This window comes from Salinivibrio sp. SS3 (assembly GCF_001722105.1).
Classification (GTDB): domain Bacteria; phylum Pseudomonadota; class Gammaproteobacteria; order Enterobacterales; family Vibrionaceae; genus Salinivibrio; species Salinivibrio kushneri.
Map to the genome: position 1 here is coordinate 328,108 of NZ_MEBQ01000045.1, position 21,777 is coordinate 349,884.

The 21,777-nt window shown below is 50.3% G+C and carries 19 protein-coding genes and 1 rRNA gene; 14 read left to right on the forward strand and 6 right to left on the reverse strand.

The genetic code is table 11. The annotated features are described in order from the left end of the window. Nucleotides 1-26: 26 nt before the first annotated feature. The 11 genes from bamA (at nucleotide 27) to BGL48_RS15880 (ending at nucleotide 14,590) form a co-directional block, all read left to right on the forward strand. Nucleotides 27-2,459 (forward strand): outer membrane protein assembly factor BamA, encoded by a 2,433-nt coding sequence (gene bamA, locus BGL48_RS15830; RefSeq protein WP_069363546.1) that lies wholly within the window; start codon nucleotides 27-29, stop codon nucleotides 2,457-2,459. Between the two features lie 20 nt (nucleotides 2,460-2,479). Continuing rightward, entirely contained in the window at nucleotides 2,480-2,989 is a 510-nt protein-coding gene (locus BGL48_RS15835; protein ID WP_069363547.1) for an OmpH family outer membrane protein, read from the forward strand. A 14-nt stretch (nucleotides 2,990-3,003) separates the two neighbouring features. Beyond that, nucleotides 3,004-4,029 carry a UDP-3-O-(3-hydroxymyristoyl)glucosamine N-acyltransferase gene (gene lpxD, locus BGL48_RS15840; protein ID WP_069363548.1) on the forward strand — a complete coding sequence of 342 codons (1,026 nt, stop codon included), beginning with the start codon at nucleotides 3,004-3,006 and terminating at the stop codon, nucleotides 4,027-4,029. A gap of 83 nt (nucleotides 4,030-4,112) precedes the next feature. After that, nucleotides 4,113-4,565 carry a 3-hydroxyacyl-ACP dehydratase FabZ gene (gene fabZ / locus BGL48_RS15845; protein WP_069363579.1) on the forward strand — a complete coding sequence of 151 codons (453 nt, stop codon included), beginning with the start codon at nucleotides 4,113-4,115 and terminating at the stop codon, nucleotides 4,563-4,565. A 2-nt stretch (nucleotides 4,566-4,567) separates the two neighbouring features. Continuing rightward, a complete protein-coding gene (gene lpxA / locus BGL48_RS15850) occupies nucleotides 4,568-5,356 on the forward strand; it encodes an acyl-ACP--UDP-N-acetylglucosamine O-acyltransferase (RefSeq protein WP_069363549.1) in 789 nt (262 codons plus the stop codon). Next, on the forward strand, nucleotides 5,356-6,510 hold the full coding sequence (gene lpxB / locus BGL48_RS15855; protein ID WP_069363550.1) for a lipid-A-disaccharide synthase: 1,155 nt from the start codon (nucleotides 5,356-5,358) through the stop codon (nucleotides 6,508-6,510). Before lpxA ends, lpxB begins: the two co-directional genes overlap by 1 nt. Beyond that, on the forward strand, nucleotides 6,503-7,102 hold the full coding sequence (gene rnhB / locus BGL48_RS15860; protein ID WP_069363580.1) for a ribonuclease HII: 600 nt from the start codon (nucleotides 6,503-6,505) through the stop codon (nucleotides 7,100-7,102). Before lpxB ends, rnhB begins: the two co-directional genes overlap by 8 nt. Before the next feature lie 42 nt (nucleotides 7,103-7,144). Then, nucleotides 7,145-10,624: a DNA polymerase III subunit alpha gene (dnaE, locus tag BGL48_RS15865; protein WP_069363551.1), complete on the forward strand. Its 3,480-nt coding sequence runs from the start codon at nucleotides 7,145-7,147 to the stop codon at nucleotides 10,622-10,624. A gap of 55 nt (nucleotides 10,625-10,679) precedes the next feature. Next, the gene (gene accA / locus BGL48_RS15870) at nucleotides 10,680-11,639 is read left to right on the forward strand and encodes an acetyl-CoA carboxylase carboxyl transferase subunit alpha (protein WP_069363552.1); all 960 of its coding nucleotides are present in this window, start codon (nucleotides 10,680-10,682) and stop codon (nucleotides 11,637-11,639) included. Nucleotides 11,640-11,734: 95 nt separating this feature from the next. Beyond that, nucleotides 11,735-13,045, forward strand: a complete 1,311-nt coding sequence (tilS, locus tag BGL48_RS15875; protein WP_069363553.1) for a tRNA lysidine(34) synthetase TilS — start codon at nucleotides 11,735-11,737, stop codon at nucleotides 13,043-13,045. Between the two features lie 195 nt (nucleotides 13,046-13,240). Next, nucleotides 13,241-14,590, forward strand: a complete 1,350-nt coding sequence (locus tag BGL48_RS15880) for a sodium-dependent transporter (RefSeq protein ID WP_069363554.1) — start codon at nucleotides 13,241-13,243, stop codon at nucleotides 14,588-14,590. Nucleotides 14,591-14,667: 77 nt separating this feature from the next. Here the strand turns inward: BGL48_RS15880 and BGL48_RS15885 are convergent, their stop codons facing one another. The 4 genes from BGL48_RS15885 to BGL48_RS15900 form a co-directional block, all read right to left on the reverse strand. After that, nucleotides 14,668-14,856 carry a DUF4250 domain-containing protein gene (locus BGL48_RS15885; protein ID WP_046074193.1) on the reverse strand — a complete coding sequence of 63 codons (189 nt, stop codon included), beginning with the start codon at nucleotides 14,854-14,856 and terminating at the stop codon, nucleotides 14,668-14,670. A gap of 1 nt (nucleotide 14,857) precedes the next feature. After that, nucleotides 14,858-15,061, reverse strand: a complete 204-nt coding sequence (locus BGL48_RS15890; protein WP_069363555.1) for a YaeP family protein — start codon at nucleotides 15,059-15,061, stop codon at nucleotides 14,858-14,860. A 62-nt stretch (nucleotides 15,062-15,123) separates the two neighbouring features. Next, nucleotides 15,124-15,978, reverse strand: coding sequence for a GGDEF domain-containing protein (locus BGL48_RS15895; RefSeq protein ID WP_069363556.1), 855 nt, complete (start codon nucleotides 15,976-15,978; stop codon nucleotides 15,124-15,126). Between the two features lie 120 nt (nucleotides 15,979-16,098). Beyond that, nucleotides 16,099-17,229, reverse strand: a complete 1,131-nt coding sequence (locus BGL48_RS15900; RefSeq protein ID WP_069363557.1) for a patatin-like phospholipase family protein — start codon at nucleotides 17,227-17,229, stop codon at nucleotides 16,099-16,101. A gap of 165 nt (nucleotides 17,230-17,394) precedes the next feature. Here BGL48_RS15900 and BGL48_RS15905 point away from each other — a divergent pair, with 165 nt between their 5' ends. Further along, nucleotides 17,395-18,015 (forward strand): superoxide dismutase, encoded by a 621-nt coding sequence (locus tag BGL48_RS15905; RefSeq protein WP_069363558.1) that lies wholly within the window; start codon nucleotides 17,395-17,397, stop codon nucleotides 18,013-18,015. Nucleotides 18,016-18,066: 51 nt separating this feature from the next. Here BGL48_RS15905 and BGL48_RS15910 read toward each other — a convergent pair whose 3' ends face one another. Together BGL48_RS15910 and tsaA are read right to left on the reverse strand one after the other, a co-directional pair. Beyond that, nucleotides 18,067-19,782, reverse strand: a complete 1,716-nt coding sequence (locus BGL48_RS15910; RefSeq protein WP_069363559.1) for a proline--tRNA ligase — start codon at nucleotides 19,780-19,782, stop codon at nucleotides 18,067-18,069. A 44-nt stretch (nucleotides 19,783-19,826) separates the two neighbouring features. Continuing rightward, on the reverse strand, nucleotides 19,827-20,552 hold the full coding sequence (gene tsaA, locus BGL48_RS15915; protein WP_069363560.1) for a tRNA (N6-threonylcarbamoyladenosine(37)-N6)-methyltransferase TrmO: 726 nt from the start codon (nucleotides 20,550-20,552) through the stop codon (nucleotides 19,827-19,829). A gap of 121 nt (nucleotides 20,553-20,673) precedes the next feature. Here tsaA and gmhB point away from each other — a divergent pair, with 121 nt between their 5' ends. Together gmhB and BGL48_RS15930 are read left to right on the forward strand one after the other, a co-directional pair. Then, nucleotides 20,674-21,228 (forward strand): D-glycero-beta-D-manno-heptose 1,7-bisphosphate 7-phosphatase, encoded by a 555-nt coding sequence (gene gmhB / locus BGL48_RS15920; protein ID WP_069363561.1) that lies wholly within the window; start codon nucleotides 20,674-20,676, stop codon nucleotides 21,226-21,228. Nucleotides 21,229-21,625: 397 nt separating this feature from the next. After that, a 16S ribosomal RNA gene (locus tag BGL48_RS15930) occupies nucleotides 21,626-21,777 on the forward strand; the annotation flags it as partial.

Sequence of the window (21,777 nt, forward strand, 5' to 3'; positions counted from 1 at the left end):
GTATTCAAGGATAAGTCAGATAGCAGATGGCGATGAAAAAACTATTAATAGCGTCTCTTTTAGTAAGCAGCAGTATGGCGCATGCTGACGCATTCCAAGTCAGCGATATCCGCTTTGAGGGACTACAACGCGTCAGTTTAGGGGCCGCTTTATTGTCGATGCCTGTGCGGGTCGGCGACAAGGTTGACGATGAAGATGTCGCAGACGTCATCAACGCGCTCTTTGCCTCAGGTAACTTTGAGGATGTACGCGTGTATCGCGATGACGACGCCCTGCTGGTCAAAGTGGTGGAGCGTCCGACTATTGCCAGTATCTCTTTTTCGGGTAACAAGGCAATCAAGGAAGAGCAGCTAAAAGAGAACCTGACGTCGTCAGGCCTTCGGGTTGGTGAAGCGCTCGATCGCACCCAACTGAGCAAAATCGAAAAAGGCCTCGAGGACTTTTACTACAGTGTGGGTAAATACAGTGCGTCGGTGAAAGCCGTCGTGACGCCCTTGCCGCGCAACCGCGCTGATTTGAAATTTGTCTTCACCGAAGGTGTGTCTGCCAAAATTGAGCAAATTAACTTTGTCGGTAATGATGTGTTCAGTGATGAGCAATTACGCGATAATTTTGATTTGCGTGCCGATGTGCCGTGGTGGAACTTTCTCGCCAATGAAAAGTATCAAAAACAGGTTCTTGCGGGCGATCTTGAGAAACTACGCAGTTTTTATCTAAACCGTGGTTATTTGAAGTTCCGTGTTGAGTCGACACAAGTGGCGATTTCACCTGACAAAAAAGGGGTGTACATCACCTTAAATGTCAATGAAGGCAAGCCTTATCAGGTCGCTGATTTAGACTTTCGTGGCGATCCACAGAATGAAGACACTTATCGCTCATTGGTCACCTTTACCCGTGGCGATACCTACAACGGCGATAAAGTGACCGCACTTGAAGAGGCGATTAAACGGCACCTGGGCGAGACAGGCTTTGCTTATCCGAAAGTGAACACCCTACCCAGCTTTGATGATGATAATCAGCAGGTGTCGTTAACGGTCAACGTTGAGCCCGGTAAGCGTATTTATGTGCGCAATGTGCGTTTTTCAGGCAACACCACCACCAAAGATGAAGTGTTGCGCCGTGAAATGCGACAGCTTGAAGGCACTTGGCTTAACTCAAAAGCGGTTACTCGTGGTAAAGAGCGCCTCAGTCGTACCGGCTTTTTCCAGAACGTGGAAGTGGATACCCAGCGGGTGCCAGGCACTGATGATCAAGTCGACGTTAATTATAAGGTTAAAGAAGCTAACTCCGGCAGTATCAACTTTGGTATCGGTTATGGCACCGAGTCTGGTGCGAGCTTACAGCTCGGCTTACAGCAAGATAACTTTGCGGGCACTGGGAACCGCTTTGGTATCAACGCCATGGTCAACGACTATCGCAAAAACCTGACGCTTGAGTACCGTGACCCTTACTTTACCCTCGACGGTGTGAGCCTCGGCGGTAAGGTATTTTATAACGAGTTTGAAGCCCGTGACGCCAATATCGTTGAGTACACCAACCAAAGTTACGGTACCAACCTCACATGGGGCTTTTGGACTGACGAGCTGAACTCGATTGATTTCTCGCTTGGGTACACCCACAACAAGATTGAGAACCTCGGCAGTTATTATCAAATTGATAAGTTCTTAGACCTTCACCAAGATAACCTTAATCACAATGAAGGCCTGGAAGTTGACGACTTTGATATGTCGGTATCCTGGACGCGCAATAATCTCAACCGCGGCTACTTCCCAACCGCGGGGAACTACCAACGCGCATCGTATCGGATGACGGTACCTGGCTCGGATGTGCAGTACTTTAAAATGCAGTATGACATCCGCCAATACGTGCCGCTGACACAAGAGCACGAGTTTACGCTGTTGATGCGTGGTCGACTTGCGTATGGTAACGGTTATGGTCAAACCAATGGCCAAGATCATATGCTGCCGTTTTATGAAAACTATTACGCAGGGGGCTTCTCGTCACTGCGTGGCTTCCGCTCAAACTCGGTTGGGCCGAAAGCAGTGTATGAGAACGGCGGCTCCACACAGCCTGGTAGTGACGATGTTGAAAAGAATGAAGGAGATTACGGCTCTTCAGACTCTGTAGGCGGTAATGCTATGGCACGCGCCAGTGCCGAGTTGATTGTGCCAACACCGTTTGCTTCAGAGGAAGCGCGTGAACAAATCCGTACCAGTGTGTTTATCGATGCCGCTTCAGTGTGGGATACCGAGTATGACGTATCCGCTGCTGCTGATTACAGTGGTCGGGATAATATTAAGGATTATTCCGATCCCTCCAATATCAGTGCCTCTTACGGCATGGCATTGCAGTGGATGTCCCCGATGGCACCTTTGGTATTTTCCATCGCAAAACCTATTACAAGCCAGCCTGGCGACGATGAAGAGTTCTTTACCTTCACGATCGGGCGCACATTCTGATGATCAGAAAGGAGACTATTGTGAAATCATTTTTGAAAGCAGCGGGACTGAGTGTCGCGGTATTGACAACGTCCATGTACGCATCAGCGGCTGATGCTGCACAGAAGGTGGGCTACGTATCAACCGGGGCCGTGATGTCGCAACTGGCGAAGAAAAACAACCTCAATGAGAAGCTACGCGGTGAATTTAAAGACCGAGTGGCCGAAATTGAACGCTTGAAAGAGAAGCTCTCTGAAGGCGTAGAGAAGCTCAAGCGTAATGGTGAGCTGATGAGTGAAGACGAGCGCGTGAAGCTGCAGCGCAAACTCCAATCGATGGAGTCGGATTACAAGCTGAAAGTGAAAGCGCTCCAAGAAGATCAACGCAAGCGTGGTGGTCAAGAAGAGTCTAAACTAGTCAAAAAGCTCAAGACAGCGGTTGACCAAGTAGCCGAGCAAGAAGGCTATGACATGGTGATTGATGCTAATGCCGTTTTATACGCCAACCCAAGTGATGACTTATCTGAAAAAGTGATCAACGCAGTTAAATAACCGTCGAGGAGCCCATGGTTTCGATTACTCTCGCTGAATTAGCGGATAAACTGGATGCACAGCTCCACGGAGATGGCGCTGTAACGATAAACTCGCTTGCAGGGATGAATTCAGCGGGAGAAGGGCAAATTACCTTCTTATCCAGCCCTAAATACCGTAAAAACTTGTCACTGTGCCGCGCCAGTGCTGTGATGCTAAAAGAGGGCGATCTGTCGTATTGCCAAGGCAACGCCTTGGTCGTGTCAGACCCCTACTTGGCTTACGCCAAAGTGGCGCAGATTCTCGACTCGACGCCCGCTTGTGCCACCGATATTGCCGCATCCGCGGTGGTGGCTGACGATGCGGTGTTGGGAGAGGGCGTGGCAATTGGCCCGAATGCGGTGATTGAATCTGGCGCGCTTATTGGCGATGGAGCACAAATCGGTGCGGGTTGCTTTGTCGGTAAAGGGGCAAAAGTGGGCGCGCGTACCAAGCTTTGGGCGAATGTCACGCTTTATCATGAGGTAGTGATAGGGCAGGACTGCTTGATTCAAGCGGGTACCGTGATCGGTGCGGACGGGTTTGGCTATGCCAATGATAAAGGCAAGTGGGTGAAAATCCCTCAGCTTGGCCGCGTTGTGATCGGGGATCGCGTCGAAATTGGTGCGTGTACCACCATTGACCGTGGGGCATTGGATGATACCGAAATTGCTGATGGAGTGACTATCGACAACCAGTGCCAGATTGCGCATAATGTGTCGATCGGTGAGAACACAGCAATCGCGGGTGCCACTGTGATGGCAGGCAGCCTCAAAGTAGGCAAACACTGCATCATCGGCGGCGCCAGCGTGTTTAATGGCCATATGGAAATCACAGATAACGTGACCATCACGGGAATGGCGATGGTGATGCGGCCAATCACTGAGCCGGGCATGTATTCGTCCGGCATTCCGTTGCAGCCCAACCGCGAGTGGCGGAAGACTGCCGCACGTGTACTCAAGATTGATGAGATGCACAAGCGGCTCAAAGAGCTGGAAAATCAGCTCGATAAACAAGATTAACGCCGAGATGACAGGCCCGCCTTAGTAACGCGGGCCGTTTTGCGTTAATGAAGTCAATATTGGATTTGAACGGGAATACTACCTTGACTCGCGAAAACAAAGTTCTACATATCAACGAAATCAAAGAGCTGTTACCACATCGCTATCCTTTTTTGTTGATTGATCGCGTTATCGATTTTGAAGAAGGGCAATACCTTCACGCGATTAAAAACATCACTGTTAATGAGCCGCAATTTACGGGTCATTTCCCGCAGTTGCCTGTTTTACCAGGCGTACTCATTCTAGAGGCCATGGCGCAAGCAACAGGCTTATTGGCATTTAAGACCTTCGGTAAGCCGAAAGACAACGAGCTATACTACTTTGCAAGCATTGATAATGCGAAATTCCGCCGTCCGGTTTCACCGGGCGACCAATTGGTGCTTGAGGTGGAGTTTATTAGAGAGCGTCGAGGTATTGCGGCCTTTAATGGGGTCGCGAAAGTAGATGGCGAAGTTGTCTGCTCGGCGGAACTGAAGTGCGCAAGAAGAGAGATCTAATTGTGATCCACGAAACGGCTTACATTCACCCCACTGCGGTTGTCGAAGACGGCGTCGTATTGGGCGAAAATGTCAACATTGGCGCTTTTTCTTATATTGGCGAAGGGGTTGAAATCGGCGCGGGCACCGAGGTGATGACACATGTCGTGATCAAAGGCCCGACCCGTATCGGCGCAGATAACCGCATTTATCAATTCGCGTCCATTGGTGAGGCGTGCCAAGATCTCAAATATGCTGGGGAGCCAACCACGCTAGAAATTGGTGATCGCAACACCATTCGTGAAAGCGTGACCATGCATCGTGGTACGGTCCAAGATAAAGGCGAAACCAAAGTTGGTAGTGACAACCTGTTTATGATTAATGCCCACGTCGCCCATGATTGTGTGGTCGGTAATCATTGTATTTTTGCCAACAACGCCACCTTAGCGGGCCACGTTCATGTCGATGACTATGCGATTGTCGGTGGCATGTCCGCCATTCACCAGTTCTGCGTCATTGGTAGTCACGCGATGCTCGGTGGTGGGTCGATAGTCGTACAAGATGTTCCGCCTTATGTGATGGCACAGGGCAATCATTGCGCGCCATTTGGCATTAATGTTGAAGGGCTCAAACGCCGTGGCTTTGAAAAGTCCTCCATCCGGGCGATTCGCTCGGTGTACAAAAACATGTATCGCTCAGGCAAAACACTGGAAGAAGTGAAAAAAGAGCTGGCCGAGCAAGCGGATAGTGAGCCGGCGCTAGCGCTGTTTATTGAGTTTTTTGAGCGTTCGACGCGAGGCGTTATTCGTTGATGTTACCCAGTGAACGCCCATTACGTGTTGGAATTGTCGCCGGGGAAATCTCCGGCGATGTTTTAGGTGAAGGCCTAATCAAAGCGATGCGTACCCAACACCCCCATGTTGAGTTTGTCGGCATTGGGGGGCCAAGAATGATGGCTCAAGGCTGCCATAGCTTATTCGATATGGAAGAGCTGTCGGTCATGGGGCTGGTAGAAGTGCTGGGACGGCTACCACGTTTGCTGAAAGTAAAAACGGCGTTGGTTAAGCACTTTACCGTCAATCCGCCAGATGTCTTCATCGGTATCGATGCCCCGGATTTTAATCTACGCCTCGAGGCGTCGTTAAAACAAGCGGGGATAAAAACCGTCCATTATGTTAGCCCATCAGTGTGGGCATGGCGGCAAAAGCGGATTTTTAAGATTGCCGCGGCAACGGATCTGGTTCTGGCTTTTTTGCCCTTCGAGAAAGCGTTTTACGATAAGTTTGACGTGCCTTGTGCCTTTGTCGGCCACACCATGGCCGATAGCATTCCGATGCAGGTGGATAAACTCGCCGCGCAGCGCGCGCTTGGGCTGGATAGCAGCAAGCGCTGGCTAGCCGTGCTACCCGGTAGCCGTGGCAGTGAAATGTCGATGTTAGCCCCGCCGTTTATAAAAGCGTGTCAGCAACTGGCAGCACGACACCCTGATCTGGGCTTTGTGGTGGCGCTTGTTAACGAGACTCGACGCCAGCAATTTGAACAGATCTGGCAGACGATTGCGCCTGAATTGTCATTTACGCTGGTTGACGATACGGCGCGCCAAGTGATTAGCGCGGCTGACTCGGTATTACTTGCCTCGGGCACCGTAGCGTTAGAGTGCATGTTACTTAAGCGCCCGATGGTGGTGGGATACAAGGTCAAGCCGGTCACGGCATGGCTTGCCAAACGCCTGCTTAAAACGCAGTATGTTTCCTTACCCAATATTCTCGCTGACGCGCCTTTAGTGCCGGAACTGCTGCAAGAAGAGTGTGAACCAGGCGCACTGGCTGACGCGGTCAGTGCGCAATTAGACAGTGATAACCAGGCATTGTTGACCACCTTTACTGAGTTGCATCACACCATCCGCAAAGATGCGGATACGTCTGCAGCCAATGCCGTATTAAATTTATTAGATGACCATGACTGAACACCCTTTTCACTACCCTGATGCACAGCTTATCGCGGGGGTCGACGAAGTCGGACGTGGGCCCTTGGTCGGTGCTGTGGTCACTGCCGCGGTGATTCTCGATCCCGCGCAGCCTATTGTGGGTTTGACAGATTCGAAAAAACTGAGCGAGAAAAAGCGTCTTGCCTTGTATGATGAAATCAAACAAAAAGCCTTGGCTTGGTCAGTCGGGCGCGCAGAGCCTGATGAAATCGATTCGCTGAATATTTTACATGCCACCATGCTGGCGATGCAGCGCGCGGTTGATGGCTTGTCGGTGACGCCGGATTACGCATTAATTGACGGCAACCGGGTGCCACCCTTGTCGATGCCTGCTGAGGCTGTGGTGAAAGGTGACTTGCGGGTCGCAGAAATTAGCGCCGCCTCGATCTTGGCAAAAGTCGATCGTGACCATGAAATGGCTATGTTGGACGCCGCTTACCCGAATTATGGGTTTGCGCAACATAAGGGCTATCCCACCAAGGTCCACATGGCAGCGTTAGCCGAGCATGGCGCATTACCTATGCACCGTAAAAGTTTTAAACCCGTTAAGCGCGCACTGGGCATTGACTAGTCGTGTGATCCCAGCCCTTATTACCGTTAAGTAACGAGCCGTATGTCTGAGCCACGTTTTGTCCATTTACGTATTCACAGTGACTTTTCCATGGTTGATGGTTTGTCCAAGGTGCCACCACTGGTAAAAAAAGTGGCGGAAATGGGCATGCCTGCCATGGCGCTGACTGACTTTAGCAACCTGTGTGGGTTGGTTAAGTTCTACAACACTGCCAACAATGTCGGTGTGAAGCCGATAATTGGCGCTGATTTTTTGGTGCAATCGGAGGCGTTTGGCGAGGAGCTTTGTCAGCTGACCTTATTAGCGACTGACAAAACGGGCTATAAGAACCTGACCTTGCTGATCTCCAAGGCCTACTTACGCGGACATATTCAGCATCGCCCAGTGATCGATCAGCAATGGCTGATTGAGCATTCGGAAGGGTTGATTGTGTTATCCGGCGGCTGCCGCGGCGACTTGGGTAAAGCCTTGCTTAAAGGCAATCAAGCGCTGGCAAAAGAGTGTGCTCACTTTTACCAGACCTATTTCCCGGATGCGTATTACATGGAGCTGGTGCGCACTGGGCGCCAGGATGAAGAAGTCTATCTACATTTTGCAGTTGATTTCGCGACCGAGCATGACTTGCCTGTGGTGGCGACCAATGAAGTCTGCTTCATTTCATCTGAGGAGTTTGATGCGCATGAGATCCGAGTTGCGATTCATGATGGTTTCACGCTCGATGATCCTCGTCGCCCCAAGAAATACAGCGCCGAACAGTATTTGCGTACCGAGCAAGAGATGTGTGAGCTCTTCGCGGATATTCCCGAGGCATTGACCAATAGCGTAGAAATAGCCAAGCGTTGTAACGTGCCGGTGCGATTGGATGAGTACTTTTTGCCGAACTTCCCCACAGAGGGAATGGAAATTGATCAATACTTGGTCAAGCGCTCACAAGAAGGCTTGGAAGAGCGTCTTGCCTTTCTCTTTCCTGATGAAGTGGAAAGAGCGCGCCGACGCCCCGACTATGATGCACGACTAGAGCGCGAGCTTGGGGTCATCAACCAAATGGGGTTTCCCGGCTACTTTTTGATCGTGATGGAGTTTATCCAATGGTCAAAAGACAATGATATCCCTGTGGGCCCAGGGCGAGGCTCAGGAGCCGGCTCTTTGGTGGCTTATGCGCTAAAAATTACCGACCTCGATCCACTCCAGTTTGATCTTCTCTTCGAGCGCTTTTTGAACCCCGAACGGGTTTCCATGCCCGACTTCGATGTCGACTTTTGCATGGATAAGCGTGATCTAGTGATCGATCACGTCGCTGAAATGTACGGGCGTGATGCGGTATCGCAGATCATTACCTTCGGTACCATGGCGGCGAAAGCCGTGATCCGTGATGTAGGACGCGTGTTAGGGCACCCATATGGCTTTGTGGACCGGATTTCCAAGCTGGTGCCACCCGATCCTGGAATGACCCTCGAGAAAGCCTTTGACGCCGAGCCCCAGTTGGTCGAGGTGTACAACAGCGATGAGGAAGTTAAAGCGCTGATTGATATGGCGCGGATGCTCGAAGGGGTGACTCGAAATGCGGGTAAGCACGCGGGCGGGGTGGTGATATCACCCACCACGATTACCGATTTTTCTCCCCTTTATTGCGACAGTGAAGGGCATCATCCAGTTACGCAGTTTGATAAAAACGACGTTGAAACCGCCGGTCTCGTGAAGTTTGACTTTTTGGGCCTACGGACGCTGACCATTATCGACTGGGCGTTGGGGATGATAAATCCGCGCTTACAGCGTCAAGGGAAAGATCCCATTGATATCGCCGCGATCCCGATGGCTGATCAACCTTCATTTGAAATGCTGCGCAAAGCCGAGACGACCGCCGTCTTCCAGCTGGAATCGCGGGGCATGAAAGAGCTGATTAAACGGCTTCAGCCTGATTGCTTTGAAGATATGATCGCTTTGGTGGCCTTGTTCCGTCCTGGCCCGTTGCAATCAGGGATGGTGGATAACTTTATCGACCGTAAGCATGGCCGTGAAGTCGTGTCTTACCCGGATGAAAAATGGCAACACGATTCGTTGAAAGAAACGCTTGAGCCCACCTATGGCATCATTCTCTATCAAGAGCAGGTGATGCAGATCGCTCAGACACTCGCAGGCTATACTCTCGGCGGCGCGGACTTGTTGCGTCGTGCCATGGGTAAGAAAAAGCCAGAAGAAATGGCCAAGCAGCGAGACATTTTTGAAAAAGGGGCAATCGCCAACGGCATTGATGGCGAGCTAGCGATGCGGATCTTTGATTTGGTAGAGAAGTTCGCTGGCTATGGTTTCAACAAATCGCACTCCGCCGCTTACGCACTGGTCTCATATCAAACACTGTGGTTAAAAGCGCATTACCCCGCGGAGTTCATGGCGGCGGTAATGACCGCAGACATGGATAACACGGATAAAGTCGTGGGGCTGGTGGAAGAGTGTCGGCGCATGAAACTGACGGTTTTACCGCCGGATGTGAATGCGGGATTGCACCATTTCACCGTCAACGAGCAAGGGGAAATTGTTTACGGTATTGGGGCGATAAAAGGGGTCGGCGAAGGCCCTATCGATACCATTGTTGCTGCGCGTGAGCAAGACGGTTATTTCCGAGACTTGTTTGATTTTTGTGCTCGCATTGATACCAAAAAAGTTAATAAACGAGTGATTGAACGCCTCATCCGTGCCGGTGCCATGGATAAGTTGGGTCCTCACCGTGCCGCAATGATGGCCTCGGTTGATGAGGCTATCCGTGCGGCAAGCCAACATCATCAAGCGGAAGCCCACGGGCAAACCGATATGTTTGGGGTGTTGACTGATGCCCCCGAAGAAGTAGAGCATGCCTATGCACACGCTGACCCATGGCCAGATAAAGTATGGCTAGAAGGGGAGCGAGAAACACTGGGCTTGTATTTGACCGGCCATCCGGTCAACAGCTATCGCAAAGAGTTAAAAAACTACATCACGTGGCGGTTAGAAGATGCCCATGCAACCAAGCGTGATGTGGTCTCGACGGTAGCAGGGTTAGTGATCGCTGCACGGGTAATGACCACCAAACGGGGGTCACGATTAGGGATCTTAACCCTTGATGATCGCTCGGGGCGCATGGAAGTGATGCTTTTTTCTGATGTGCTCGACAAATATCTTGACTTGGTGGAGAAAGATCGGATTTTAGTGGTCTCAGGACAGGTCAGCTTTGATGACTTCAACGGGGGGCTTAAAATGACCGCCCGTGAAGTGATGGACATTAGTCAGGCGCGGGAAAAGTATGCGCGTTGTTTAGGGATTTCGATGACCTCGGATCAGGTCGATGCGTCCTTTTTTGAACGATTTCATGATGCACTGGCACCCTACCGCTCCGGTACAGTACCTGTGAATCTTTACTATCAGCGCGACGATGCGCGCGCGCGGTTACGCTTAGGCGCAGAGTGGCGCGTAACGCCAACCGATGAATTAATCGACACCTTGAAAGGCTTGCTCGGTCAAGAGCAGGTCGAATTAGAGTTTAACTAATCCAGGCTGGTGACGTGTCGCGTACACTGGCGGTGACCAATAGGATTCTCTTGGTATGAGTCTTAATTTTTTAGAGTTTGAACAACCTATCGCAGAATTAGAAGCCAAAATTGAGGCCCTTCGCGCTGTTTCCAAGCGGGGTGGAGAAGACGCGGTTAACTTGGATAAAGAGATTGAACAACTGGAAACAAAAAGCCTAGAGCTGACGCGAAAAATCTTTGGTGATTTAGGCGCGTGGCAGGTGGCACAACTTGCGCGTCATCCGCAGCGCCCATATACCTACGACTATCTGGATCGCATTTTCCATGAGTTTGATGAATTGGCTGGCGACCGCGCCTATGCTGACGACAAAGCATTGGTGGGAGGAATGGCGCGATTAGAAGGGCGTCCTGTGATGGTGATTGGTCACCAAAAAGGGCGAGACACCAATGAAAAGGTCAAGCGTAACTTTGGTATGCCCAAGCCCGAGGGCTACCGCAAAGCACTGCGCCTGATGAAAATGGCCGAGCGTTTTAATATGCCGGTGATTACCTTTATCGATACCGCAGGCGCTTACCCAGGTGTCGGAGCCGAGGAGCGAGGCCAATCAGAGGCGATTGCACGTAACCTCAAAGAAATGGCGGGCCTAACCGTGCCGGTAATTTGTAATGTGGTCGGTGAAGGTGGTTCAGGTGGTGCGTTGGCGATTGGCGTGGGGGATTATGTCAATATGCTGCAGTACTCCACCTACTCGGTGATCTCCCCCGAGGGTTGTGCATCTATTTTGTGGCGTGATGCGGCGAAAGCGCCGCAAGCGGCTGATGCGATGGGGATAACCGCGCCTCGCCTCAAAGAGCTTGGCTTGGTTGATAGTGTAATCACTGAGCCTCTGGGTGGCGCACACCGCGACATTAACGCGATGGCGGATAGCATTAAGCAAACACTGCTTACCCAGCTAAGCGATTTAGACAGTCTTGATACCGAAAGCTTGCGGGATCGCCGCTATCAGCGCTTGCTCAATTACGGTTACTGCTAATCGTGATGGAATGAACTGCGATAAAGGGCCTGCGGGCCCTTTTCTTTTACGTAAAGGGCGGCAACAATGACACATTATATCAATGATGAATGGCTATGCTTTACCATCAACTGAGTGACACATTAGCCCCGCTGACATCGACACCGCGACAGGTGGTACTGGCGCTCAGTGGCGGATTAGACTCTCGCGTGTTGCTAGCATTATTGACGCAGTATCGCGACCAGCACCCCCAACATGATTATCTTGTGGTTCATGTTCATCACGGTTTGCATCCCGATGCCGATAAATGGGCTGAGCTGTGCCAAATGTGGGCGGACAACGCCGGATTTCGCTGCTGGGTAGAAAGGGTGAGCTTGGATACATCGCTCAGTGTGGAACATGCGGCGAGACAAGCAAGGTATCAGGCGATCGCGCACCTGCTTAAGCCCAATGGACTGGTGTTAACCGCCCAGCACAGTGATGATCAGGTTGAAACCTTTTTCCTCGCCCTGAAGCGCGGCAGTGGGTTGGAAGGATTAGCTGGGATGCCAGCGGTGCGTGCTCTGGGTCAGGGCTATCTGGTACGTCCTTTTTTGACGCTATCAAGAGCGAGCCTTGAGGCATATGCGCGGCAACACCAACTCGATTGGGTGGACGATCCGAGCAACCAAGACACGCGCTTTGATCGCAATTTTTTGCGTCAGCACTGGTTACCGCAAGCGGATGCTCGTTGGCCTGGCTTTCGTAAAGCCGTTGAGCGCACCCAGCGCTTGTGTGGTGAACAAGCGTCCTTATTGGCGCGATTGATAGAGCCTATGGTGACACAAGCGGAGACAGAAGCGGGCAGCCTGGCTATTACCGCGTTACCACAGAACGACTTAGCACTCACGCAGGCCATGCTGCGCCATTGGCTAAAGCGTCACAGTATTACCTTGACGCAAGCACAGTTACAGACATTGCTCTTTGATGTCATCAACGCTAAACCGGATGCCAACCCGAGCTTGAGCGTGGGCACGGTGAGTATTCGCCGCTTCCAGCAACAGCTTTATATCGTGCTGCCTTATGCCGATTTATCCCAATGGCAGGGCACATTGACGCCAGAAACACCGTTAGCACTGCCAGATGGACTGGGTACCTTGTACTTACTGCCGTATTCGTCGAAAGCGAAAGGGCTCGCGCTGGGGGATCTCACGTCGCGGGCACTGCGTGTACACTTTAACCCTCGTGGCTTATCGATTCATCCTGCCGGCCGACAAGGGCGCCGAAAGCTAAAAAAACTCTACCAAGAAGCCGAGATCCCCAGCTGGTTACGTCGACGCCAACCGATTATTTGCGATGGCGAGACAGTGGTGGCCATTGCCGATAGGTATGTTAGTCAGGCCGCAAGCGGTAAACAATGGCGGCTTGTTTGGCAGCATGAGTCTTAATCTCCCTGTCACCCGGCGCGATTCGCTCACTTAACATCGCTCGCTCACCAGGTGCTAGAGCAAACGTCGGGCGAGTTGGATGAGATCAGAATACTGAACGGGTGATGATTAATTGAGCAGTTAGACTATCTTATCTTGCTTAATCGTGACGAATTACTTAATGTACTAGTCTAATGATACATAAGGTAAGCAGTAATGGCATCAAGTCGCGAATTATTCGGTACTAGGATTGGCTTTGTTCTAGCTGCAGCAGGGGCTGCAGTGGGACTGGGTAATATTTGGGGATTTCCCACTCAAGCGGCCAGTAATGGCGGTGGCGCGTTTTTACTCGTCTACTTGTTAATGATTTTGCTGGTGGCATTTCCCATGTTGGTGGTGGAAATGGCGATTGGCCGTCATGGGCGTGCGAACCCACTGGATAGCATGCGTGCACTCAGTGATAATCCTTTGATGAAGCGCTTAGGAAGCGGTGTGGGTTTAGTGGGACTGGCCGTTCCTTGTATGGTGCTGGCGTTCTATAGCATTGTTGGCGGCTGGTTAGTGTCTTTTCTCCTTGCGGCGGTTGCAGAGATCTTGCACTTTACCGACGCGGCAGCATGGTTAAAAGGCTTCTCGGCTTCACGTAACTTGTTTGGCGCTATTCTCTTTTATGTGTTGACGATCTTTATTGTGCAAGCAGGTGTGAAACAAGGGATTGAACGTTGGTCGACGCGGTTGATGCCCGCGTTATTCGTGCTGTTTGCCGCGATGTTTATCTACATCATGACGTTACCTGGGGCGACAGAGGGTTTAAAGCACTACCTTATTCCTGACTTCTCCAAGATCATGGACAGAGATCTGCTCTTGGCCGCGATGGGACAAGGCTTTTTCTCGCTGACCATTGGTGGGTGCTCGATGCTGATTTATGGCTCTTATCTGAGTCAGAAAGAAAATCTGCCTAAGATGGCATTGAGCGTCACGCTGGTCGATACCGCGGTGGCAGTCATTGCGGGTCTGGTGGTGCTACCTGCCATGTTTGTTGCCATGCACCAAGGCGTAGAAATATACGCGCAAGATGGTAGCTTGCTGAGTGCCGATACGCTGGTATTTACCGTGTTACCTTTGTTGTTTGAAAGCCTCGGAGCGGCAGGGCCTTACGTGTCTTTGGTCTTTTTCTTACTGATGACTATTGCGGCGCTGACCTCTTCGATTTCTATGCTCGAGTGCCCGGTTGCTCTTGCCAGTGAACGACTAGGCTCAAGCCGTAAAATCACCAGTTGGGTCCTGGGTGGTCTGATTGCCGCGTTTAGTGCGGTGATTGTCTTCCATTTCGGTACCTTGTTTGGTTTGGTGGCGAAAGTGGCGACACAGTACTTCCAGCCCTTTGCAGCGCTATTGTTCTGCTTGTTTGGTGGGTGGATTTGGTCGCGTGACCGCAAATTGTCGGCCTTGCGTGAGGGGTATGCGGATATTGAGCAGAGCCTGTTTTGGAAAATATGGCCTGTCTACGTCAAGTTCGTTTGTCCTATATTAGTGGCGACCGTCCTGTGGGTGTCACTGGGCTAACAAAAGCCGTCGAGATCGCGACCAATAATGAAAAAAGCGGACGAAATGTCCGCTTTTTGCGTTGTATAGACGTTGACTTAACGAAATTGGTTGGCGTCTTCGATATACGTAAAGCCTGCTTCTTCGAGCCGCGTGCACAGTACGGCTTTGTCGATATCATAATAGCGAACCAGATCCTCCAAGCTGTCAAACTCGTCACGTAGCTTCATATTGACAATGCTCATCAGCATGACAGGGTCCATGGTGGCGTAATTGTTTAGATCCATCTTAGTCCTCGTGATCGCTGATCAACAAGTTGGCCGCGGCAAATGCGGCTTGCTCTCGACGCGATTGCTGGATCTCAGTGTCTTGTGCAATATCGTTGAGGGCTTTTAATGCGCAATGGATCGCCGCTGGTATATAGCCTTGCTCGCCACTACCAATTTCCGCGTAGCGTTGGCGAATCAAGTCACAGCAGTCTGCTATTTTCATGGTGTTCTCCTCACGTAATGATGAGGATCACTATACCCAATCTGGTTAGGGAGAGGAAAGCGCTAACGTGCGCGTTTTTGCCGGTACATACTTTGGTCGGCACGTTCATAGAGCGACAAGTTATTATCACCTTGTCGATAGACAGAGAAACCAACTGACGCGCTGATCTGGTGACTTGATAACAAATGATCTTGGCCAACTAAGCTCTTCACTCGTGAGGTCACGTGTTTCACCGAGCTTTTACTGGCAGGTTGCAAGATCACGGCAAATTCATCGCCACCGAGTCGATAGCAACGATCGCTGCCGCGCACAGCTTCTTTGACCAGCAATGAAAAGCGGCGTAGTACCTTATCACCATCCAAGTGGCCATAGGTATCATTAACTTGTTTGAAGTTGTCCATATCGAACATCACCATGACCAGACCAATATTTTCCCGTTCACAGACGGCGACGGCATGCTGAAGGTCTTGTTCAAAGCTGGTGCGGTTATGTAGGCCAGTGAGACCATCGAGCAATGCCATGTTTTTCACGCGTGTATATTCAACGGCATTATTCAGCGGGCCGGCGAGCAGCTTGTGATAGGTATGGAGCAAGCTGATTTCATCTGGATCGAGCTTGTAAGGGGTAGAGTATTGCAACACACCCAATGGCTGCTTATTGAACTTGATGGAAAACGTCTGACGAAATGTGTGTTGTGCGCCACGACGAATGATGTTGGAGATATCATCATGCTCCCAAATAATGCGCCCAATATCGATCTGCTTTTCTAGTTCACGCGCGTAGACTTCAAACAACACTTTGATATCAAGGTGGCCTTGCAGCTTTTGTAACAACAACAAACGTTGATCGGCACCGAGCGGGACAATCCGCGGGGCGCGATCAGAGTTTGTATATTGTTTGATGTGCGAGGCATTCATGCGTGATCAACTACTCAGTAATAACGTCGGTTTCAATCTATGAAGCAGGTATCGTGCCAGTCTATATATTTTTGCTAATGGCGATGGGTGGATGCGAGTGAGGATACTGTTTTAAAGTAACTAATCTGTCAATAGAGAGAGGATCTCAGATTGGTGATTGTGTGCATCACGGTAGCCAATGTCAATCAACTGGCGAAGGTATGCCGGCTCAAATAATAGATAACTGGCAAAGGTGGCATCTTGACTGGCATTAATCCCCAAAAGCTTAAGCAAGCTGCGCAATGCGAGTGGCATATGGCTGTAGTAGCGGTTCGCCATGGGTTCAAATGGTTCTGAAGGCCGAAGATGAAGCACATCAATGTGGCGCAGCCCTAGACGCTCTTTCTGGTCGGGAGATAAAGCGCTGGCAACCTGATTAAGCCGTTGTAAATGCTCTAAGTCTGCCGAGAGCGTATCCGCAAAGATAGCATTCATTAAATGACCGCCGAGCATCGCTAAACCTGGCGCGGTGTGTTTAATTTGTTCAGGCCGCCGTATTCCTGTGGTCAGATCCAGAATTAAAATCCGCTCCGCGTCCATTTTGACAGCGGGACGCAACGGGGAAATTTGGTGAATTGCCCCATCACCATAAAACTCGTGGCCAATCCTGGAGGCAGGAAAAACGAAAGGAATGGCTGAAGAGGCCAGTAAGTGTTCGGTGGAAATTTGACTTCGCTTTCCCACTGCGCGGGCTCTTTCCCACGGTTTGATATGAGATGCGCCTTGAAAGAAACTCACCGATTGCCCCGTTTGGTAGTTTGAGGCAGTGACAGACAAGCCATTTAAATGACCAGCAAGCAATTGATAATTAAGCTTGTTAAAGCTGATCGTTTGATTCAGTAATTCTCTTAATGGCCGATTATTGAGCAACCCGAAAGGCTGAGTGGGTTGGTAGTGAGATTGAAAGCGTTGCCCGGTTTGCGACAAAAGATGGCCGATAAGTGCACTGGGCTGACTGGCGAGCACCCGGGAGGTGTTCAATCGATGCCATAGCCAAGACAGTTTTTTGACGCCTAGTCGAAAACATGACGCATAGCTTGCCAAAGATACCGCGTTGATAGCACCGGCGGATGTGCCGCAATAAATGGTAAAGGGGCTAGTGTGCACCCGCGGGTACCAGTGAGCGATCGCCGAGAGTACGCCTACTTGGTAAGCGGCTCGTGCACCGCCGCCAGTGAGCACCAAGGCAATTTTGGGTTTGTTTTTCGACATAGGGCTACCATTATTACCACGCTAACAGTTTGATTATAGACGCTCTTTCATCTCACGCGCGGCGGTATATCACAGACCCCAAATATCATTAATGATAATGAGGTTGAAAATTGTTATCAATTCGATCTAGGCTGGTGGTGTCTTAATCATCGATGGAGCAACACCATGACTTACTCTTTTCCCGATCTTCCTTATGCTTATGATGCGCTAGAGCCCCACATTGATGAGGCAACCATGCGCATTCATCATCAGCGTCACCACAAAACCTATTACGATAAATTTGTTGCGGCGATTGAAGAGACGGCGCGTAATGGTGAATCGCTTGAGACTTTATTTGCTGAGGTTTCAACGCTGCCTGCTGCCATTCGTAATAATGGCGGTGGTTATTACAACCATTTGATTTATTGGCAATCGATGACGCCCAACCCTAAGGGGACACCAGAAGGACCGCTCTATGATGCCATTGTAGCGACCTACGGCTCACTCGATGCGTTTAAAGAGGCCTTTAGTCAGGCGGCGATTGGTCAGTTTGGGTCAGGCTTTGCGTGGCTGGTAGTGAAAGAAGATGGACAGCTTGCGATTACATCGACACCTAATCAAGATAATCCATTGATGGATATTGCAGAGGTGAAAGGAGAGCCGCTGTTAGGCTGTGATGTGTGGGAGCATGCTTACTATCTTAACTATCAGAATAAGCGCCCAGATTATGTCAATGCTTGGTGGCAAGTGGTCAATTGGGACTTTGCTGAAAAGGCATACCAAAAAGCACGCGAGACGATTAGCTGATACAAAAATGCCCCGCAGAGCGGGGCATGACATGCTTGCTTTTGGCGCTATTTAGTCAAGCTTTGACTGAATAAACGTCAGTGCATCTTCAATGGAGAAAGGCACTTTCTCGCCGTCTCGACGATGCTTATACTCGAACACGCCGTTATCCATACTACGCTCACCAATGACGATAGTGTGAGGCACGCCGACAAGTTCAATATCAGAGAACATTACACCTGGACGCTCTTTGCGGTCGTCAAAAAGTACCTCAATACCGGCTGCGGTAAGATCGGTGTATAACTTTTCAGCCGCTTCACGGACACGTTCAGATTTGTGCATATTCATCGGGACAATGGCCACCTTGAAAGGCGCGATGGCGTCAGGCCATATAATACCGTTTTGGTCATGGTTTTGCTCAATCGCTGCAGCCACAACACGCGTAATACCAATGCCGTAACAGCCCATCTCTAACATGGCGTTCTTACCGTCTTGGCCTAGTACGCCAGCATTCATCTTTTGTGAGTAGTTATTGCCCAGCTGGAAGATATGGCCCACTTCGATGCCACGTTTAAACATCAATGTGCCTTTACCACAAGGGCTAGGATCGCCTTCGATGACATTGCGCAGGTCGGCGACTTGACCTAGCTCTACATCGCGTCCCCAATTTATTCCGAAGTAGTGTTTATCGTCGGTGTTTGCACCAGCACCAAAGTCACTCATTACCGCAACACTGCGATCGACGATGAAAGGTGCCGGTAGGTTTACCGGACCCAAAGAGCCAGGACCTGCACCGACAAGCGCACGGATTTCTTCTTCGGTGGCGAAAGTAAGCGGTGCTTCTACCTCAGGTAGATTTTCCGCTTTTACTTCGTTGAGTTCATGATCGCCACGGATGATTAGTGCGATAAGATCGGACTCGACCTGTTCAGACGCTTTGACGAAAAGCGTCTTAACTGTTTTTTCGATCGGGAGGTCAAACTGCTCAACCAGTTCAGCAATGGTTTTCGCATTCGGCGTATCGACCAGCGCCATGGCTTGCGTGGGTGAATCGGCTTGCGCCTGAGGGGCGAGCGCTTCGGCTTTTTCAATATTTGCCGCGTAGTCGGACTCGGTTGAAAATGCGATCAGATCTTCACCACTGTCGGCCAGGACATGGAATTCGTGCGAGGCGGAACCACCAATGGCGCCGGTATCAGCCAATACGGCACGGTAGTCTAGCCCCATGCGGTCAAAGATGGCGCAATAAGCCGCGCGCATTTTCTCATAGCTCTGCTCCATACCCGCTTTGTCGATATCGAAGCTGTAGGCGTCTTTCATGGTAAATTCGCGAGAGCGCATGACGCCAAAACGAGGACGTACTTCGTCACGGAACTTGGTTTGGATTTGGTACAAGTTGAGCGGCAATTGCTTGTATGAATTGATTTCGTTGCGCGCCAAGTGCGTAATCACTTCTTCATGCGTGGGGCCTAAAACAAAATCACGTTGATGGCGGTCAGCAATACGTAGCAGCTCAGGACCAAACTTTTCCCAACGCCCCGTTTCTTGCCATAAATCTGCTGGTTGTACGACAGGCATCATGGTTTCGACGGCGCCGGCACGGTTCATTTCTTCGCGAACAATACGCTCGACATGGCGAAGGACGCGAACCCCGGTAGGAAGCCAAGTATAAAGGCCTGAAGCGAGTTTTCGAATCATACCCGCACGCAACATCAGCTGGTGGCTGACAATTTCTGCGTCGCTAGGGGTTTCTTTCAAAGTAGAAAGCAGATATTGACTGGTACGCATGTAAAGTTATCCGTTGATATTGGCGATCAATAAGTCCAAGCATATTAACAGCGTGGGGGAGTTTCGACAAAAGCTTCTATGGTAGCCACCTCTATTTGCTCGTTTTGCACGTAAAACGTGACGTTAAAGTCGAACAGGTGAACAGCATAGCGGCGATTATCCGGTTGACCTTTTCTATAAGCCGGGCGTGGGTCTTGTGCTAAAACTTCAGCGATGACACGTTGATAATAGGCTTGCTGATGGGTTTGAGATAATGCCAATAAGGCGCGGTCAGAGAAATGAACGTCTAGTGGCGTGGGTTTGGTGTGAGCAAATCCGCCTTGGGCGTCGGGAATACTGTCAGAGTAAGGAATATAGGGCTTAATATCCACAATCGGGGTTTGGTCAACAAGATCGCACCCTCGTAATACCAAGGTTACTTGCCCGCTATCTTGAGTGACATCAACCAGCTCTACCGCCGACATACCAATGCCATTAGGACGAAATGTAGCCCGGCTGGCAAACACACCCATTTTCTCATTCCCCCCTAAACGAGGTGGCCGGACGGTAGGGCGCCATCCCTTATCTAAGTTCTGATCAAAAAGAAAAAGCAACCAAAGGTGAGAGTATTGTTCAATCCCTCGTACGGCGTCGATCTGATTGGCATCCCCCTGTAAGCAGAGATAAGCCAGTGCACTCGGCGCTAATCCAGGTTGACGAGGTACCGCAAACTTCTCTTTAAAAGGAGAGTAAAGCGTGCCGATTGGGGTGATAGAAAACGGGGAACACATAACCAAATAAACCTAAAACAACGTGGATATACTCTAGCATGTGATAGAAGAGGGGAGTATGGATGCAAGTCAGTCTTGGGCGTGACATAATCTCAACATTATTTACCGAGGGGAACAACGCGTGAGTCTTCCAGCCGTTTTTATCGATCGTGATGGTGTCGTTAATGTCGATCACGGTTATGTGTCTAGTATCGATAGCTTTGAATATATTGAGGGTGTGTTCGACGCATGTAGGGCGCTGAAAGAAAGCGGCTATTTACTCGTACTGGTGACCAATCAAGCCGGTATCGCAAGAGGCTACTTTTCGGAGCAAGATTTTTTGCAATTGACCGAATGGATGGATTGGAACTTTGCTGATAAAGGTGTCGATTTTGATGGGATATATTACTGCCCCCATCATGCCAGTGAAGGAGTCGGTGAGTATCGAATTGATTGCGATTGTCGCAAACCCAAGCCGGGTATGTTGATTGATGCCCAGCAAGAGCTTGATATTGATATGTCACGCTCGGTGATGGTGGGAGATAAAGCGGATGATATGAAAGCCGCAGAGTGTGCAGGGGTTGCAACTCGTTTGCTAGTGCGTTCAGGTAAACCTATCACCGAACAAGGCGTCGCATTAGCAACTGACGTTGTTGACTCTATCGCTGATATACCCGGTTGGCTTGCTAACCATTAAAACGATATGCAAACAGCGTCTTGGCGATTATTTGCACAGTTAGATTTTTTTCAAAAAAAACGCTTGCATCCCAAAAACAAGCCTCTATAATTCGCTTCTCGTTGGCACGGCAAACCGCGCTAACAACGGCAAAACAGCCAAGCAAACAAAACGCTTGACTCATTGCATCGGTGGCGTAAAATGCCACTCCCGCTCAAGATTGGGCGGTGCTCTTTAACAATTTGACCTATGCAATCTGTGTGGGCACTCGTTAAGAATAGACAAAAAGATTTATTCGATGAACTGAGTGACCAAACGACAACTTTTATAGTTGTTCGGCACAGTCAATTCGTTTGTCTCTTCGGAGATAAACAGTAATCAGTATTCATTGAGCAGTTTCTACGGAAACACCAAACTTAAATTGAAGAGTTTGATCATGGCTCAGATTGAACGCTGGCGGCAGGCCTAACACATGCAAGTCGAGCGGAAACGGCAGCATTGAAGCATCGGTGGATTTGCTGGACGTCGAGCGGCGGACGGGTGAGTAACGGCTGGGAACCTGCCCTAGAG

Bases quoted from the DNA above. Each gene is read 5' to 3' on its own strand.
- bamA (WP_069363546.1), top strand. From the start codon at position 27: ATGGCGATGAAAAAACTATTAATAGCGTCTCTTTTAGTAAGCAGCAGT.
- lpxD (WP_069363548.1), top strand. From the start codon at position 3,004: ATGGTTTCGATTACTCTCGCTGAATTAGCGGATAAACTGGATGCACAG.
- lpxB (WP_069363550.1), top strand. From the start codon at position 5,356: ATGTTACCCAGTGAACGCCCATTACGTGTTGGAATTGTCGCCGGGGAA.
- rnhB (WP_069363580.1), top strand. From the start codon at position 6,503: ATGACTGAACACCCTTTTCACTACCCTGATGCACAGCTTATCGCGGGG.
- dnaE (WP_069363551.1), top strand. From the start codon at position 7,145: ATGTCTGAGCCACGTTTTGTCCATTTACGTATTCACAGTGACTTTTCC.
- accA (WP_069363552.1), top strand. From the start codon at position 10,680: ATGAGTCTTAATTTTTTAGAGTTTGAACAACCTATCGCAGAATTAGAA.
- tilS (WP_069363553.1), top strand. From the start codon at position 11,735: ATGCTTTACCATCAACTGAGTGACACATTAGCCCCGCTGACATCGACA.
- BGL48_RS15880 (WP_069363554.1), top strand. From the start codon at position 13,241: ATGGCATCAAGTCGCGAATTATTCGGTACTAGGATTGGCTTTGTTCTA.
- BGL48_RS15885 (WP_046074193.1), bottom strand. From the start codon at position 14,856: ATGGATCTAAACAATTACGCCACCATGGACCCTGTCATGCTGATGAGC.
- BGL48_RS15890 (WP_069363555.1), bottom strand. From the start codon at position 15,061: ATGAAAATAGCAGACTGCTGTGACTTGATTCGCCAACGCTACGCGGAA.
- BGL48_RS15895 (WP_069363556.1), bottom strand. From the start codon at position 15,978: ATGAATGCCTCGCACATCAAACAATATACAAACTCTGATCGCGCCCCG.
- BGL48_RS15900 (WP_069363557.1), bottom strand. From the start codon at position 17,229: ATGTCGAAAAACAAACCCAAAATTGCCTTGGTGCTCACTGGCGGCGGT.
- BGL48_RS15905 (WP_069363558.1), top strand. From the start codon at position 17,395: ATGACTTACTCTTTTCCCGATCTTCCTTATGCTTATGATGCGCTAGAG.
- BGL48_RS15910 (WP_069363559.1), bottom strand. From the start codon at position 19,782: ATGCGTACCAGTCAATATCTGCTTTCTACTTTGAAAGAAACCCCTAGC.
- tsaA (WP_069363560.1), bottom strand. From the start codon at position 20,552: ATGTGTTCCCCGTTTTCTATCACCCCAATCGGCACGCTTTACTCTCCT.